This window comes from Pseudomonas koreensis (assembly GCF_025447595.1).
Taxonomy (GTDB): Bacteria; Pseudomonadota; Gammaproteobacteria; order Pseudomonadales; family Pseudomonadaceae; genus Aquipseudomonas; species Aquipseudomonas koreensis_H.
On the sequence record NZ_JAOEJU010000001.1, the window covers coordinates 306,486 to 320,215 of the forward strand.

The window sequence follows — 13,730 nt, forward strand, 5'->3', positions numbered from 1 at the left end:
TTATCTTCCTTGATCAGATCTGGCAAACGGGACGTTCGCCCAGACGTTCTACCAGTCTTACGAGATAACCGTCCGGATCCTGAACGAGAAACTCACGCTGGCCGACTTCGACATCGTCAGCGCGATACCAGGTGTCTTTGCAGGTTTTATAGAGTGAGACCTGAGCGGCGCCCAATTTTTCGATGATGGGAGCAACCGCCTCAACGTCGATCTGCAGATTGACGCCTCTTCCGAAGGGCTTGCTCAGTTCCGCCGTCAGCCACTGGCCTGCATCTGGTTCAATCTGTTCGAGCATGACTTGAGCGCCATTCAGGTCGAGATAGGCGAAGCCATCTTCCGGGCGTTGATAAGCGACGTTGAATCCCAGGCAGGAGACCCAGAAAACGAGGCTGGCCTGCAGATTCGTGACCATTAATTCTGGAACCAGTTTGTTCCGTTCAAACATGGGGTGAATTCCTTTTCGTTCGATTCGATGCCAAGTGGCAAAGAGAGACAAGCAGCGCGGTAAGGTAAGCGTGAATCGGGGTAAGTGGCCAGAGGGCTTTCAGTAATCAACCGCGGCCAAAAGCGGGACATTCTGAAAAAATAGATCTGTCCCCCTTTAAAAATGTCCCCACATGAAAAAGCCCGGCGGATAAGGCCGGGCTTTCGTCGAGTGCTGCGGTAAAGCAGTGCATTCAGACGTTACGACGTTCGATCAGACGGTCAGAACCACCTTCGGCAACCGCATCGCTGAACAGCGGATCGGTTTCGGTTGCGGCTACCGCATCGCTGAACAGCGGATCAGTCTCGGTCGCGGCTACGGCGTCACTGAACAGTGGATCAGTCTGGGTCGCAGCGGCAACGGCGTCACTGAACAATGGATCAGTCTCGGTCGCGGCTACCGCATCGCTGAACAGTGGCTCGGTTTCAGTCGCCGCGAAAGCATTCAGGGCGAAGAGCGAGAAGGCGATACCGAGGATGGTTTGGCGTTTCATGGTTCTGTACTCCGTGTGCAGTGGGTTGGTATGGAGCAGATCCTACGCTTCGGATTCGATATGAGAACTTCATTGAATTAATGGTTGTTATTGATGCAGTCAATGATTGGGCTCGGTCGCCTGAAGTGCTCTGAACTGCTGCGCCAATCCCAGCGCCACGCGACCACTGTCCACCGTGGGCAGCAAATGGGTGAAGGGAATCTCGATCATCCGGTTCTCGCGCACCGCCCGCAGGGTCGATAACACCGGATCCTGCGTCAACAACTGACGCTTGCGACTGGCCGGCGACCATTGCGCATCGGCCAGCAGGATCACGTCCGGATCACTGGCGAGCAGGGTTTCGCGGCTCACGGTCACGCGATACTGGTTGATGTCGGCAAACAGGTTTCGCGCCCCGGCAGCAGCCAGCAACGGAGTGACGAATCCCCGTCGGCCCTCGCTGTCGAGGCCGTTGACTTCACTGTCCAGATAGAACACTGACAACGGTTTTCCCGAGCCGGCCAGTGCCTGGGCGCGGTTCAGATCAGCGTCCAGCGCATTACTCAGTTCCCGGGCGCGCGGCTGTTTGTGCAGCAGCGCGCCGAGGATCGAGAGGTCGTTGCGGATGTGTTCGAAGTAGTCCAGCGAATGCTCGTTGCACGCCGACTCCAGCAAATAGGACGCCACGCCGTTGCGCCCCAGTCCGCTGCGCGACGTCACGCCATTGCCAAAGGCCGACGCGAACCCGCCGATCACCAGATCCGGTTTCTGTGCGTACAGCACTTCGCTCGACGGGTAGCGGGGCGCGATCACCGGCACGCCGAAGTACTCGGCTTGAGGCGCACCGGTATCGTCCAGATAGGCGACGCCCGCCAGCGCCGGGCCTGCCCCCAACGCCAGCACCAGATCGGCGGCGTGCTGATTGAGGGCGACGATCCTCGACGGTTGCGAGACTGGCGCGTTCCAGGTCTCGCCGCAGTTGCGGTAACTGTCGGCTAAAACGGGCAGCGCGCAGATCAGGGCGCCCCAAAAAACGATCCTTCTCATGAGCGCGCCCTGATCAGCAAATCCTCGACCACTTCACCGTCCACCAGATGCCCTTCGACCAGCCGTTGTGCATCCGCGTGACTGCGCACGCCGTACCAGCACGCTTCCGGATACACCGTCACGATCGGCCCCAGGTTGCACGGGAACTGACAATGGGTGCGGGTCAGCAGAACGCCGCCCGGTGTCTCGATTCGGTCATGCGCCAGTAGATGCCGGCGCAGGGTTTTCCATAACTGCAAGGCGCCGCGCTGGGTGCAGCGCGGGCCGGTGCAGAGGAACACGTGGCGCGCATGCGCGGGAACATGGGACCAGTCCGGGTGCGAATCGACGCCGTCGGTAGTGATGATGTCAGCCATCAGAAGCGGTACGTGTAGCGGACTTCGGAGGTGAACGGCCGCCCGAGGTTGTCGACGTTGTTCGAGCGACTGGTGACGTAGTCGCGGTCGAACAGGTTCTCCACCAGCAGGCTCACCCGGTGCTGATGGGCGCCGTCGAGGTACCGATAAGCGTCGGCGTCCACCACCGAATAATGGCCGTATTCGACCTGTTTCGAGCTGATCACGTCGCGGATATAGCGGATCGCACCGCCGGCGCCCCACATCCGGTCAACCGACTCGTAGCCGACGCGCGAACGGGCGAGGAAGCTCGGCACATCGTTCAGCGTGACGCCTGCGCGCGACTCGGTAAGGTTGCGGGTCATGTCGGCCTGAAGGCTCCATTGCTCGTTGAGCGCCAGTCTGGCGTCCGCCTCGAAACCGCGCATTTGCACCTGGCCCTGGCCGTTGACCCACTGGATGTCATCGAGGGTGATCAGGTCGTCGATCTTGCGTTTGAAAAGGGTGACGCTGGCGCTGAATTCGCGGTCGAGCAGCAAGCCTTTGTAATCCAGACCGAGTTCGGCGTTGCGGCTTTTCTCCGGTTTCAGATTACGGTTGCCCAACTCGTCGCCGGGCTCGTTGACGAACAACTGCTCGGCGTTCGGCAGTTTGTAGGCCGTGCCGTACTGCCCGCGCACAGACCAGTTTTCGTTGAGGTCATACAGCGAAGTGAGCATGCCGACCGTGGCGCTATCGCCACCGCCCATGGCTTCGTGTCGGATGCCGATGCTCGGGTGCCAGTCGGGCAGGGCGTCGATCTGCGGGCGCAATTGGGTGTACAGCGCGTGGGCTTCGGCCTTGTCGTTGTCGATGATCAGCACATCGTCCTGACCCTTGAACCACTGGTTGTCCGTACCGAACACCAGCACATGCCCGCCGGGCAATTCAGCCTTGCCTTCGGCCTGCACACCCCAGTCGGTGAAGCCCCAGTAGTCGTTGTGGTTGATGGTTCGGGTGCCGCCGTTGGCGGTGTTGTTGATGCGCGTGTAGCGGGTGTCCCAGTCGTTGATATGACCTTTGACGAAGTAGCTCAGGCGCTCATTGAGAGTCTGTTCGAAAGTCGCCGTGGCGATCTGCTGGATGCGGTCGTTGGTGGTCTTGTGGTTGTCCACCGGGCGCGCGAAGTCGAGGTTGGCGTCGGCGTATTGGTAGAACAGCTCCAGGCGCGAGTCATCGCCGAACGACTGAATCGCCTTGCCGCCGAAGGTCGTGACTTCATAGGCGCGTTTCTTTTCGGTGACGTTTTTCAGGTCGCGATTGCGAAACGGCTGATAGCCATCCGAGACGTTATGGCTGACGTAGGCCAGCAAACCCAGGTCGCCGAAGCCGTTGCTGAAAATATTCTCGACCCGGGCATCACCGGTGGTGCCGCCGAAGGTGTCCAGGCCCATGTTCACTTCGCCGGAGGCTTTGCGGCTCTGCGGGCTGCGGGTGACGATGTTGATCACGCCCGATACTGCTTGGGTGCCGAACAGCAGGCTCTGTCCGCCCTTGAGTACTTCGATGCGTTCGATGGCGTTGGCCGGCAACGTGTCCAGGTACAAACCGCCGTACAGGCGATTGTTCAGGCGCACGCCGTCGAGCAGGATTAGCGTGTCATCGTTGCGCCCGCCGAGCAGGGAATAGGTGCCGTAGTCGAACGGGCCGTTTTTCGGTGCGACGTACAGGCCGGGAATGAACATCTGCATCACGCGGCTGACATCGGCGCTGGGGCCGGCGCGTTCGATCTGCTCGCGGGTGACGATCTCGACCTTGCTGCCGAATTGCGCCATATCGGCCACGGTGGTGGACTCCACGGACGGCGCGGAAACGGTTTGCTGATGGAGTTCGAGCGGCGTGTCATCCGCCAGCAACAGGGGGCTGAACAGGCAGCCGAATAACAAGGATGGAGCCGGGATGTTGAAAGGTTTGATCATCGTCTTCTCGAAAGGATCTTCGCAGAAGAGCATGCAGGAGAAGGCATCGCGCACACGCCGACACCGGCCCATGCCCGCCCACCGCAGGATTTTGCCAAACAGACATTTCAGGCCGGTCTCCGGGCTCGCGCGTATGGACGCTTTCACCTTCCCATGGCCGTCTGGCCACAGTGGTGTATCGAATGCATCACGCGCCTACCGTTGCGGGGGCAGCACCGGACTTGTTCGAAAAGAACGTACCGGTTTCCCGTTTCACCCCATGCACGGCGGCATGGGACACCTGAAACAGGGCGGCATCTGAACACTCGGGTGGGCGGGCGTCAACTCGCGCGTTACTTTTCGATGTGGTGCGTTTTCAATCTTATTTCACCCTTGACTTTGGCCAGCCTGAGGGCGATCGCAGCAACCAGTAAAATGGCAGCCGGAATTTTCAAGAGCTTCAGATACTTTTCGTAAATTGTGGCGGAGTATTTCGTGCTTTGGGTGGAGCGTGCCTGTTCCTCGTGATCGGAATATGCCTGTTTGAATCGCTTGATCCGTTCTACGACAAACGGATTTTCAATAGTCTCAGCTTGTGGGAAAACGGAGTTGTAGTTCATGTAGATTTTATTGTCTACCCGGGTACTTACAGGGTCGGAGGGGCGAATCATTTCAAACAGTCGGCAGGCATTTGCAAGTTCCTGGGCTGCCTCCTTTGATAGATCTGCCGTGCCCTGTGCGATCGCCCCCAAGCAGATTGACGGATCGCTCAATGCTTGTGCTGCAATATTCAGGGATTGAGCCGATAAGCGGAAATAACTCTCCTCTACTCTTACATTGGAGAGTTTCGATTCCAGGCCGAATTGAATGAATTGAAATACAAGGCCTGTCGAGCCAGCAATGATCCAGTAGTAATCAACTCGCTTCCAGCCAATGTCCCCAAGCCGTCGTGGCGAGAAACGACTTTCCCAAACAAATAGCCAGCAAAAAAGCAAATAGAAGAGTGGTATTCCAAAAATGACGAATGCTGCACTCCAGAACATTTCGCCAGCTAACGCGTACTCCATGCCATGCCTTCCAATCGATAGAAGTATCAGGTTTTCTTCGGCGGGTATCTTGATAACTTGAGAACGTGACTGTTCAAGCGCAAAGGGAGTCGGCTTATCGAGAACTTCATATGGCGTCGAGCGCCACCACGTAGGCGCTGAACATGTCCGCCATCCCCTCGGCGCGGTCTGTGATTTCCTCGTCGCTACGCGGACTGAGTGAAAAGTCTTTGCCTACCGAACTGAGCGTGGCGAGGATCAGATCGCAGGCCTGCGTGCGAACGGCTTCGCTGGCCCCGGGCAGCAACTCCACCATGAATGTCGCGAAGATCCGCTTGCCCGCCGCCCGCACCTCATGGGCTTCCGGCGCATCGCGATAAAGCGGCGCCGCATCACTCAACGCGCCGCGCATCTGCGCCTCTTCGCACTCCGAGCGAATGAACGCATGCACCAGCGTACGCAGGCGTTCCAGTGGTGGCTGCTCACGATTATCCAGAATTCGTTGCAGCATCCCCGTGGTCTGCAACCACTCATCACTCTGCAAGCGAAACAGAATCGCCGCCTTGTTCGGGAAATATTGATACAGCGACCCGACACTCACGCCAGCCTTCTCCGCGACCCGCGCCGTGGTGAAACGGGCCGCGCCTTCTTTGGCCAAAACCTGAATAGCCGCCTCAAGAATCGCCGCCACCAACTCGGCGGAGCGTGCCTGTTGCGGCTGTTTGCGTGAGGAAATACGGGCGGTCTGGCGATCGGTCATGGTCAGCTCGGGCGTCGGGGCGGAATGCGAATAGCGAACAGGGCCATTCGCTCGCATCATTTGAATGCGACGAATCATTCGTATATTAGCTCCCAACTTACGGAAAACCATCATGACAACCTTGACCACCGAACCGCTGGCGACCCTGATCGAACGCCTCTACACCCAGGCCAGCACCGCCACCAGTCCGGCGTTGAACGACGTGTCCAATGAAGAACGCGAACGCCTGATGCACAGCAAAACTGAATACCGCGAGCTCTACGGCATGCTCAAAGACCTGTGGCTGCCCGTCTCCCGCGACACCGGCAAACTGCTGTACATGCTGGCGCGCAGCACCAAGGCCAAAGCCATCGTCGAGTACGGCACCTCGTTCGGCCTGTCCACTCTGCACTTGGCGGCAGCGATGCGGGACAACGGTGGCGGTGTGCTGATCGGCAGCGAATTTGAACCGTCGAAGATCGAACTGGCTCGGCATCATTTTGTTGAGGGCGGGGTGAGTGATTTGATTGAGATTCGCGAAGGGGATGCGCTGGTCACGCTGGCTCGTGACTTGCCATCGACTGTCGATTTAGTTCTGCTCGATGGTGCGAAAGCGCTGTATGGCGACGTGCTGAAACGGGTGGAAAAACACCTGCGACCGGGTGCGCTGGTGGTGGCGGACAACACCGATTACTGCCCGGAGTATCTGGCGCATGTGCGCTCGCCGGGGAATGGTTACGTGAGCGTGCCGTTTGCGGATGATATTGAGGTGTCGATGCGGTTGGGGTGATAGCGTTCGCTGCCGAGTGCTCCCGGCAGCCAGCGAATATCCGGAAACAACCTCCCGATTGCCAAACCCAGATTCGCCTGCTTGCATGCCGACTCCATGTCAGCAGGCAGTCAAGGAGACAAGCAATGAAAACCATGGTGGTCGGCGCAAGCAAAGGATTGGGCAGGGCGTTCATCGATGGATTGGGCGAACCGGGAGACACGCTGATCGGTGTCTCCCGGACGCGTCCCGACAACCTGACACCCCAAGCGGGCGTCGAGGTGAGCTGGGTAGAGGCCAATCTCGGCGAGCCGGCAAAAGCCGCGCAGGTCATCGAACAGGCTGTGGCTGCTGGCGGCCTGGATACCTTGATCTACAACCTGGGCATCTGGGAAGAGTTGGCCTTCGAGCCGGGCTATGACTTCCTGTCCGACCAGGACGAGCAGGTGGAAGCCATCGTCACCTGCAACATCACCTCGACCATTTTGTTGATCAAACGCCTGCTTCCGCTGCTGCTCAACAGCGCCAACCCAAGAATCATACTGACCGGCTCAACCTCGGGCCTGCCGCAAAGCGGTCGCCCCGAAGTTACCTTTGGCGCCTCCAAGTTCGCGTTGAAAGGCATCGCCGACGCACTGCGCGAAGGCTACCGCCAGCAACGCCTGGGCGTGACCTGCCTGAACCTGGGCAACCTGAATACCGACGATGCACTTCAGACGCCAAGAGCCATTGCCGAGCAGCGGGGAGAAGGCCATTTCATTCCGGTGCATGACGTGGTGCAGGTGGTGCGCATGATCTTGAGTCTTTCTTGCGCGAGTTTCGTCAGGGACATTACTTTGCCGGCGATACTGGATGAGCGTTTCTGAAGGGTTGCCACTTTTTTGGAGCGATAAAGCGGAATCCTTCTACGATCAAGTGATGACGCGCAAGGAGTGGTCTTGATGGATTACCTGATTCGAAACGCTACGCATGCAGATGCGCCAGCGATCAGTCGAACGATCATCAGCGCTTTGCGCGAATCCAACGGTCAGGACTACTCCGCCGAAATCATCGAGCAAGTGGCGCAAAGCTTTTCTCCCCCGGCGATCCTTCATCTGTTGAGTGAGCGTCAAGTCCTCGTGGCTACGGCCGGCAGTCATATCGTCGCAACCGCAAGCCTTGATCACGACATTGTCCGAAGTGTGTTTGTCGACCCGCGCTATCAAGGAAAGGGTATCGGAAGATACTTGATGGAGAGGATTCAATCACTTGCCATCAATGCGGGGCTGAACCAGCTGCGTGTGCCTTCTTCAATCACCGCAGAAAGCTTCCATGCTTCGCTTGGGTTTGAAAAGATTCGAGACGAGTTTCACGGGGCGGAGCGCACGGTCATCATGGCGAAGGCATTGGAGCTGTAGCGTCCCAGAGTGCAGAGAGGCACGAGGCACGAGGCAAAAGAATGGATTACATCCTCGATATCCTGCTCAACCGGCTGGCTCATCGAATCGGGGTCTACGTGCTTGGCTTGCTGAGTAGCGGTCGATTCAAGGGTGAAAGTGGTTTTGCCTGGGGCTGGGCAGTCGCCGTCGGTGGGGTGGTGCTGTTGGCACCGTTCGTGGCATTCATCGCTTTGCTCATCCAGTTCCGCAGCGGGTAAAAGCCAATGATCATGGGTCGCCGCGCAGGCTTCGCGCCTTCATTGTAAGAAGTAGGGCAGATCTATCATCACGCTTCGTATTCATAGATCTGCCCCCCCCCGTTTTTTTAAAACAATAACGCCCAAGGGTTTGGCACGTCCTGGATGATTAGGACGGCTTAATGCCTTGGGCGGGATGTGGGTGACGGAAAAAAGGATACGACTTGAGGGCGAGCCCTGAAAGCTGGCGCTTTCTGGCGAATTTGTAGGCACTTGCGTAAGAGTTTGTAGGCTTGTGTAGGGAGTGTCAGGACTATTTTCACGTTCAGGATTAATAGGTCGATCCCCATTTTTCCTGATCTGTTGCTGACGGCTCCCAACACGCGGCGAGAGTACGCCTTGCTTCAGAACAGACCTTCGAGGCATTTTTCGATTTGATCCGCCATATATTCGACAGGATTCGTCTATCGTCTAAAAAATCATCATGGGGTCAGGATCAGGGAGCTGATCATGAATCGTCAGGAAGACCTTAACGTCATCTGGAAGCGGATATTCTGGCTTTTCATAGCCTTGCTGGGGCTGGCGATTGCCGTCACTTACAGTCTGCCCGACTACAAAGTGCCCTTTATCGTTTGTATCGCCGGGAATATCGGCGGCTACGTAGGGTTTCACAGACGACTGTCGATACTCACTGATCCGGAAATCGAAAACCTCTCCAGATCATGGTTCGCCTTGATACTGCCTTCATTCATAGGCGGGATATTGGCGGGGCTCTTGTATCTTTTGTTCCTCTCCGGCGTTATCAAGGGCGATCTGTTTCCGGTGATCGTTCCAGACGATGATCCGCAGTGTTTGAAGCAAATCTTCAACGATATTTTTTGCCAGCATGCGGAAGGGTATGCGGCCTATGCCAAGTTGCTGTTCTGGTCATTTGTGGCGGGCTTCAATCAAGACTATGTCGTTGACCTGATCGAGAACATAAAAGGCTCCGACAAAAAGGCGGGCTGAAGCAGGAGCAAAAAAATGCTCACCAATTTCTGCTGAATGAAGGCTTGCCGACCCATCAGTCAATGATCTGCAACCCGATCAATCACCACCCGACGAGCATCGCGCCTTACCGCCTGCGGAGGCACGCCAAACCCCCGAATAAACGCTTCACGCATATGGCGGCGATCACGAAAACCCGATTCGCTGGCGATGACGTCGAGAGAATGGCGGCTCTGTTCAATCATCAAACGAGCGGCCTCCAGGCGCAGGCCTTCGATGGCCTTGGCGGGCGACTGACCGGTTTCTGCGCTGAAAATACGGGTGAACTGGCGAGGGCTCAGGTGCGCCACGCCGGCCAGTTCCTCGACACTGATCGCGCGGTTCAAATGTTTTCGCGCAAAGTTCAGAGCACTCTGGATACGGTCGGACTTGGGCGCGAGGTCGAGCATTTCCGAGTGCTGCGACTGCCCACCGGACCGGTGCTGGTGCATGACCAGTTTGTGCGCCACCGAGCGGGCGACTTCGGCCCCCAAATCCTTCTCCACCATGCCGACCGCAAGATCCAGCCCGGCAGTCATGCCCGCTGACGTCCAGAAGGAGCCGTCGACGATATAGATGCGGTCGACCTCGACGCTGATTTCGGGATGGCGCTTCTGCAAGGTCTGGGCGTAGGCCCAGTGGGTTGTCGCACGTCGGCCGCTCAACAGACCTGCTTCGGCGAGGATGAAACCGCCCGTGCAGATACCGACAGTGCGTCTGGCCTGGCTGCCGGCCTTGCGTACGAAATCGAGCACTGCCGTAGGCGTTTCGTTTTTCACAGGGTCGTTGACCCCGACAACGATCCACGTATCGGCCAGTCCGGGCGCCTGAAGCGGGCGCGTTTCCAGGGCCAGCCCCAGCGAGGAACGCACCATGCCGCCGTCCGGCGAGAAGTTTTCGACGCTATAGAAGGGCTCCTCGGCGATCTGGTTGGCGAACTCGAAAACAGTCTGGGTCGCCAGCGAGAGCACCTGAAAGCCGTCGGTGAGCAAATAGCCTATGCGATGCATGGTTTTATCTCGAATGTCCTGAATCACTACCCTATACGTCATTTGAGATATCGCCTAGCCGTCGCATGCTGTTCTCCAGTGCTTCCCACCACCCTGGAGACTCGACATGACTCAATCCCGCCTCGGTACTGCCCTGATCACTGGCGCTTCGTCCGGCATCGGTGCCGTTTATGCTGAACGCCTGGCCCGCCGTGGCCACGACCTGATCCTGGTCGCGCGAAATCGCGACCGTCTCAATGCCCTCGCCAAACGCCTGAGTGACGAAACCGGTCGCAACATAGAAGTCTTGGCCGCTGACCTGTCCGACCGGGCCGATCTGGCACGGGTCGAAGAGCGACTGAAGACCGATGCCAGCATTTCTCTGCTGGTGAACAACGCCGGCGTTGGCGCGACACAGCCCTTGCTGGAGTCGAACGTCGACAAACTCGAAGACTTGCTCACGCTCAACGTGAACGTGCTGATGCGACTGACGTACGCGGCTGTTCCGGGTTTTGTCGCCCGTGGCGGCGGCACACTGATCAACATCGCCTCGATCGTGGGCATTGCCCCGGAGTTGTTGAATGGCGTTTACGGCGGCTCCAAGGCCTTCGTCCTGGCGTTCAGCCAATCCTTGCGCCACGAACTGGCGGACAAGAACGTGCGCGTTCAGGCAGTCTTGCCCGGCGCGACGGCCACCGAGTTCTGGGGCGTGGCCGGCACACCGCTGGAGCATCTGCCGGAAGCCATCGTGATGCGTGCGGAAGATATGGTGGACGCGGCACTGTCCGGCCTCGATCAGGGCGAGTTCGTCACCATCCCGGCGCTTCCGGAGATTGCTGATCTGGATGCCTACGAGGCTGCGCGTCAGAAGCTCATGCCCAATTTGTCGTTGAGTGAGGCGGCTGCACGTTATCGCACTGGAGCCTGACGCAGGCATTGAAGCAAAAAATGAGGCAGACCTTTTATCCCGTCACCGGATAACAGATCTGCCTCATTTTCATTTGTTCGTATGGGAAATCACACCGCTCATATATTGGTGCAGCAAAAATGGGGACAGCAAAAATGGGGACAGATCTATTTTCACGCCACGGATAAACAGATCCGTCCCCATTTCAATGAATACACATCGATGCCGAGGCCGGCGCGAAATTCCCTCGCAGCTGGTAAATCAGCGGGGCAGCATCAGCCAAGGCGCACCTTCGGCAAAAGCGCTCTCGATCCACTCCTTGAACGCCATAGTCGTCGCCGTATTGAACCGCGCCGAAGGCCGCACCAGATAAACCCCGGTGTCAGCATCCAGTTGCCACTCGGGAAGCACCCGCACCAGACGCCCCTCGCGCAGGTCCTTGGTCATCAGCCAGTCGCCGCCGGCCAGAATCCCCACGCCCATGCGCGCGGCACACAGCTGCGCTTCGTTGTCGTTGCTGACCAGACGGCTGCGGACTTTGACGGTTTGTTTGTCATCGCCTCGAGTCAGGCGCCATTCGGGATACGAATGCAGCCCGGTGAACCCCAGGCAGTGATGAGCGGCAAGATCCGCCGGTATTTTCGGCTCGCCGTGCTGTTGAAGGTAGGAGGGCGCGGCACACAGGATTCGGCGGTGATCGCAGAGCTTTTTCGCCACCAGCCGATTGTCCGCCAGCTCGCCGATGCGGATCGCCGCATCGAAACCTTCGGCGACGATATCGACAAAGCGCTCGGCATATTCAACTTCCAGCGCCACGTTCGGATGGGTCAAGGCAAACGCCGAAACGATATCGCCCAGCCACAGCCGCCCCATGGCGGCCGGCAGGGCAATGCGCAAACGCCCGCGAACCTCGGCGGCACCCTCGCGCGCATCCTGCTCCGCTTCGGCAATCAGGCTGACCGCATGCCCGAACCGCGCCACCAACCGTTGGCCCTCATCGGTGAAGCGCAATTGCCGGGTGGTGCGCTCGATCAGCCGCACCCCCAGCCGCGACTCCAGCGCGCTGAGCCGTTTCGACAGCACCGAGGGATGGCGCTGCAACGTCCGGCCCGCCGCCGCAAACGAGCCGTGCTCGGCCAGGGCCAGCAGGGTGGCGACTTCATCGGCCTGACGGCTATCGAACAGATCCATGCAACGACAACCCTCGTGGATGACGCGAAAAAGGACTCAAGGCACCAGCACAACCGCCCCCGGCAAACCGCCCCGGTGCAGATCGGCATGGGCCCGGGCGGCGTCCGCCAGCGGATAACGACGCCCGACATTGGGCTGGATGATACCGGCGTCAATCGCTTGCAACACGTCCTTTGCACGCTGCTGGTATTCCTCCGGCGTGGCGGTGTGGGCGGCGAGGGACGGTCGGGTCAGGAACAACGAACCCTTGGCATTCAGGGTGCTGATCTCGACCGGCGCCGGCGCACCCGACGCCATGCCGAACGACACCAGCAACCCTCGCGGACGCAGGCAATTCAACGACGCCTCAAAAGACACCCGGCCAATCGGGTCGTACACCACATCCACTTTCTTGCCCTGAGTGAAGTCGCTCACCGCGTCGGCCAGCGTCGCCGCATCGAACACTAACACCTCATCACAACCCGCCAACCTGGCGCGCTCGACACTCCCGGCGCTGGACACCACACCAATCACCAACGCCCCCAAATGCTTCGCCCACGGCACCATGATCTGCCCCAGCGCACCGGCCGCGCCGTAAATCAGCACCGTCGAACCCGGCCCGACCGGGTAGGTGGACTTGAGCAAATACTGCGCGGTAATGCCCTTGAACAGCACAGCCGCCGCGTCCTCGAAACTCAGACTGTCGGGGATCTTCACCAACCGATTGGCCGGGTAGAGGCGGGCGCTGGCATAGGCGCCGATGGGGCCCGTGGCATAAGCGACCCGGTCGCCGACGGCCACGTTCGTCACATCGGCCCCCACCGCCATAACCCGCCCGGCGCCCTCAAGCCCCAACCCGGAAGGCAACGCCAGCGGCGCGGCACCGGAACGTTGGCTCAAGTCGAGCGGGTTGACGCCAATGGCGAACTGCTCAAGCCAGACCTCACCGGGGCCGGGTGTTTGCGCGGTGGATTGCTCAAGCTGAATGACTTGAGGCTCACCGGTTTGGTGGATGACGGCGGTGGTGACCATGTTGAAGGCTCCCTTACGTTGATTGTGGGGAGAGTCTAAAGACCTGCGTGGGGAGCACTAGTTGGGTTGGTTGCAGTTCATATGTGCATTACTTGCAGTAATTGGATCAACGCACCATGGTTCGAATTCAAAGCCTTTTACTGAAACGCAAACAGCCCGGGC

16 protein-coding genes and 1 riboswitch are annotated in these 13,730 nt (G+C 58.8%); of the genes, 6 read left to right on the forward strand and 10 right to left on the reverse strand.

The genetic code is table 11. The features are described 5' to 3' along the window. Positions 1-13: 13 nt before the first annotated feature. From N8H71_RS01320 to N8H71_RS01350, 7 genes are all read right to left on the reverse strand, one after another. Complete coding sequence (locus N8H71_RS01320; protein ID WP_262192424.1) at positions 14-445, reverse strand: bleomycin resistance protein; 432 nt, start codon at positions 443-445, stop codon at positions 14-16. A 232-nt stretch (positions 446-677) separates the two neighbouring features. Then, positions 678-977 carry a hypothetical protein gene (locus N8H71_RS01325; protein ID WP_262192425.1) on the reverse strand — a complete coding sequence of 100 codons (300 nt, stop codon included), beginning with the start codon at positions 975-977 and terminating at the stop codon, positions 678-680. Positions 978-1,076: 99 nt separating this feature from the next. Then, positions 1,077-2,003 carry an ABC transporter substrate-binding protein gene (locus tag N8H71_RS01330; RefSeq protein WP_262192426.1) on the reverse strand — a complete coding sequence of 309 codons (927 nt, stop codon included), beginning with the start codon at positions 2,001-2,003 and terminating at the stop codon, positions 1,077-1,079. Beyond that, positions 2,000-2,359 (reverse strand): (2Fe-2S) ferredoxin domain-containing protein, encoded by a 360-nt coding sequence (locus N8H71_RS01335; RefSeq protein WP_262192427.1) that lies wholly within the window; start codon positions 2,357-2,359, stop codon positions 2,000-2,002. Before N8H71_RS01335 ends, N8H71_RS01330 begins: the two co-directional genes overlap by 4 nt. Continuing rightward, positions 2,359-4,296, reverse strand: coding sequence for a TonB-dependent receptor plug domain-containing protein (locus N8H71_RS01340; RefSeq protein WP_262192428.1), 1,938 nt, complete (start codon positions 4,294-4,296; stop codon positions 2,359-2,361). Before N8H71_RS01340 ends, N8H71_RS01335 begins: the two co-directional genes overlap by 1 nt. A gap of 93 nt (positions 4,297-4,389) precedes the next feature. Beyond that, positions 4,390-4,595, reverse strand: a riboswitch (cobalamin riboswitch). Between the two features lie 33 nt (positions 4,596-4,628). After that, positions 4,629-5,342, reverse strand: a complete 714-nt coding sequence (locus tag N8H71_RS01345; RefSeq protein ID WP_262192429.1) for a hypothetical protein — start codon at positions 5,340-5,342, stop codon at positions 4,629-4,631. Positions 5,343-5,448: 106 nt separating this feature from the next. Continuing rightward, positions 5,449-6,081, reverse strand: a complete 633-nt coding sequence (locus tag N8H71_RS01350; protein WP_262192430.1) for a TetR family transcriptional regulator — start codon at positions 6,079-6,081, stop codon at positions 5,449-5,451. A gap of 112 nt (positions 6,082-6,193) precedes the next feature. Between N8H71_RS01350 and N8H71_RS01355 the strand changes: the two genes are divergently transcribed. From N8H71_RS01355 to N8H71_RS01375, 5 genes are all read left to right on the forward strand, one after another. Next, positions 6,194-6,850: an O-methyltransferase gene (locus tag N8H71_RS01355; protein ID WP_262192431.1), complete on the forward strand. Its 657-nt coding sequence runs from the start codon at positions 6,194-6,196 to the stop codon at positions 6,848-6,850. Positions 6,851-6,975: 125 nt separating this feature from the next. Continuing rightward, a complete protein-coding gene (locus tag N8H71_RS01360; RefSeq protein WP_262192432.1) occupies positions 6,976-7,695 on the forward strand; it encodes an SDR family NAD(P)-dependent oxidoreductase in 720 nt (239 codons plus the stop codon). A gap of 75 nt (positions 7,696-7,770) precedes the next feature. After that, positions 7,771-8,226, forward strand: coding sequence for a GNAT family N-acetyltransferase (locus N8H71_RS01365; protein ID WP_262192433.1), 456 nt, complete (start codon positions 7,771-7,773; stop codon positions 8,224-8,226). A 41-nt stretch (positions 8,227-8,267) separates the two neighbouring features. After that, positions 8,268-8,465, forward strand: coding sequence for a hypothetical protein (locus tag N8H71_RS01370; protein WP_262192434.1), 198 nt, complete (start codon positions 8,268-8,270; stop codon positions 8,463-8,465). Between the two features lie 489 nt (positions 8,466-8,954). Continuing rightward, positions 8,955-9,452, forward strand: a complete 498-nt coding sequence (locus tag N8H71_RS01375; RefSeq protein WP_262192435.1) for a hypothetical protein — start codon at positions 8,955-8,957, stop codon at positions 9,450-9,452. A gap of 59 nt (positions 9,453-9,511) precedes the next feature. Here the strand turns inward: N8H71_RS01375 and N8H71_RS01380 are convergent, their stop codons facing one another. After that, the gene (locus tag N8H71_RS01380) at positions 9,512-10,480 is read right to left on the reverse strand and encodes a GlxA family transcriptional regulator (protein ID WP_262192944.1); all 969 of its coding nucleotides are present in this window, start codon (positions 10,478-10,480) and stop codon (positions 9,512-9,514) included. A gap of 106 nt (positions 10,481-10,586) precedes the next feature. Here N8H71_RS01380 and N8H71_RS01385 point away from each other — a divergent pair, with 106 nt between their 5' ends. Next, entirely contained in the window at positions 10,587-11,387 is an 801-nt protein-coding gene (locus N8H71_RS01385) for an SDR family NAD(P)-dependent oxidoreductase (RefSeq protein ID WP_262192436.1), read from the forward strand. A 240-nt stretch (positions 11,388-11,627) separates the two neighbouring features. On the opposite strand, the gene N8H71_RS01390 is transcribed toward N8H71_RS01385, so the two are convergent. Both N8H71_RS01390 and N8H71_RS01395 read right to left on the reverse strand, forming a co-directional pair. Then, positions 11,628-12,557 carry a LysR family transcriptional regulator gene (locus tag N8H71_RS01390; RefSeq protein WP_262192437.1) on the reverse strand — a complete coding sequence of 310 codons (930 nt, stop codon included), beginning with the start codon at positions 12,555-12,557 and terminating at the stop codon, positions 11,628-11,630. A gap of 36 nt (positions 12,558-12,593) precedes the next feature. After that, positions 12,594-13,568 carry a quinone oxidoreductase family protein gene (locus N8H71_RS01395; RefSeq protein WP_262192438.1) on the reverse strand — a complete coding sequence of 325 codons (975 nt, stop codon included), beginning with the start codon at positions 13,566-13,568 and terminating at the stop codon, positions 12,594-12,596. Positions 13,569-13,730: the final 162 nt, after the last annotated feature.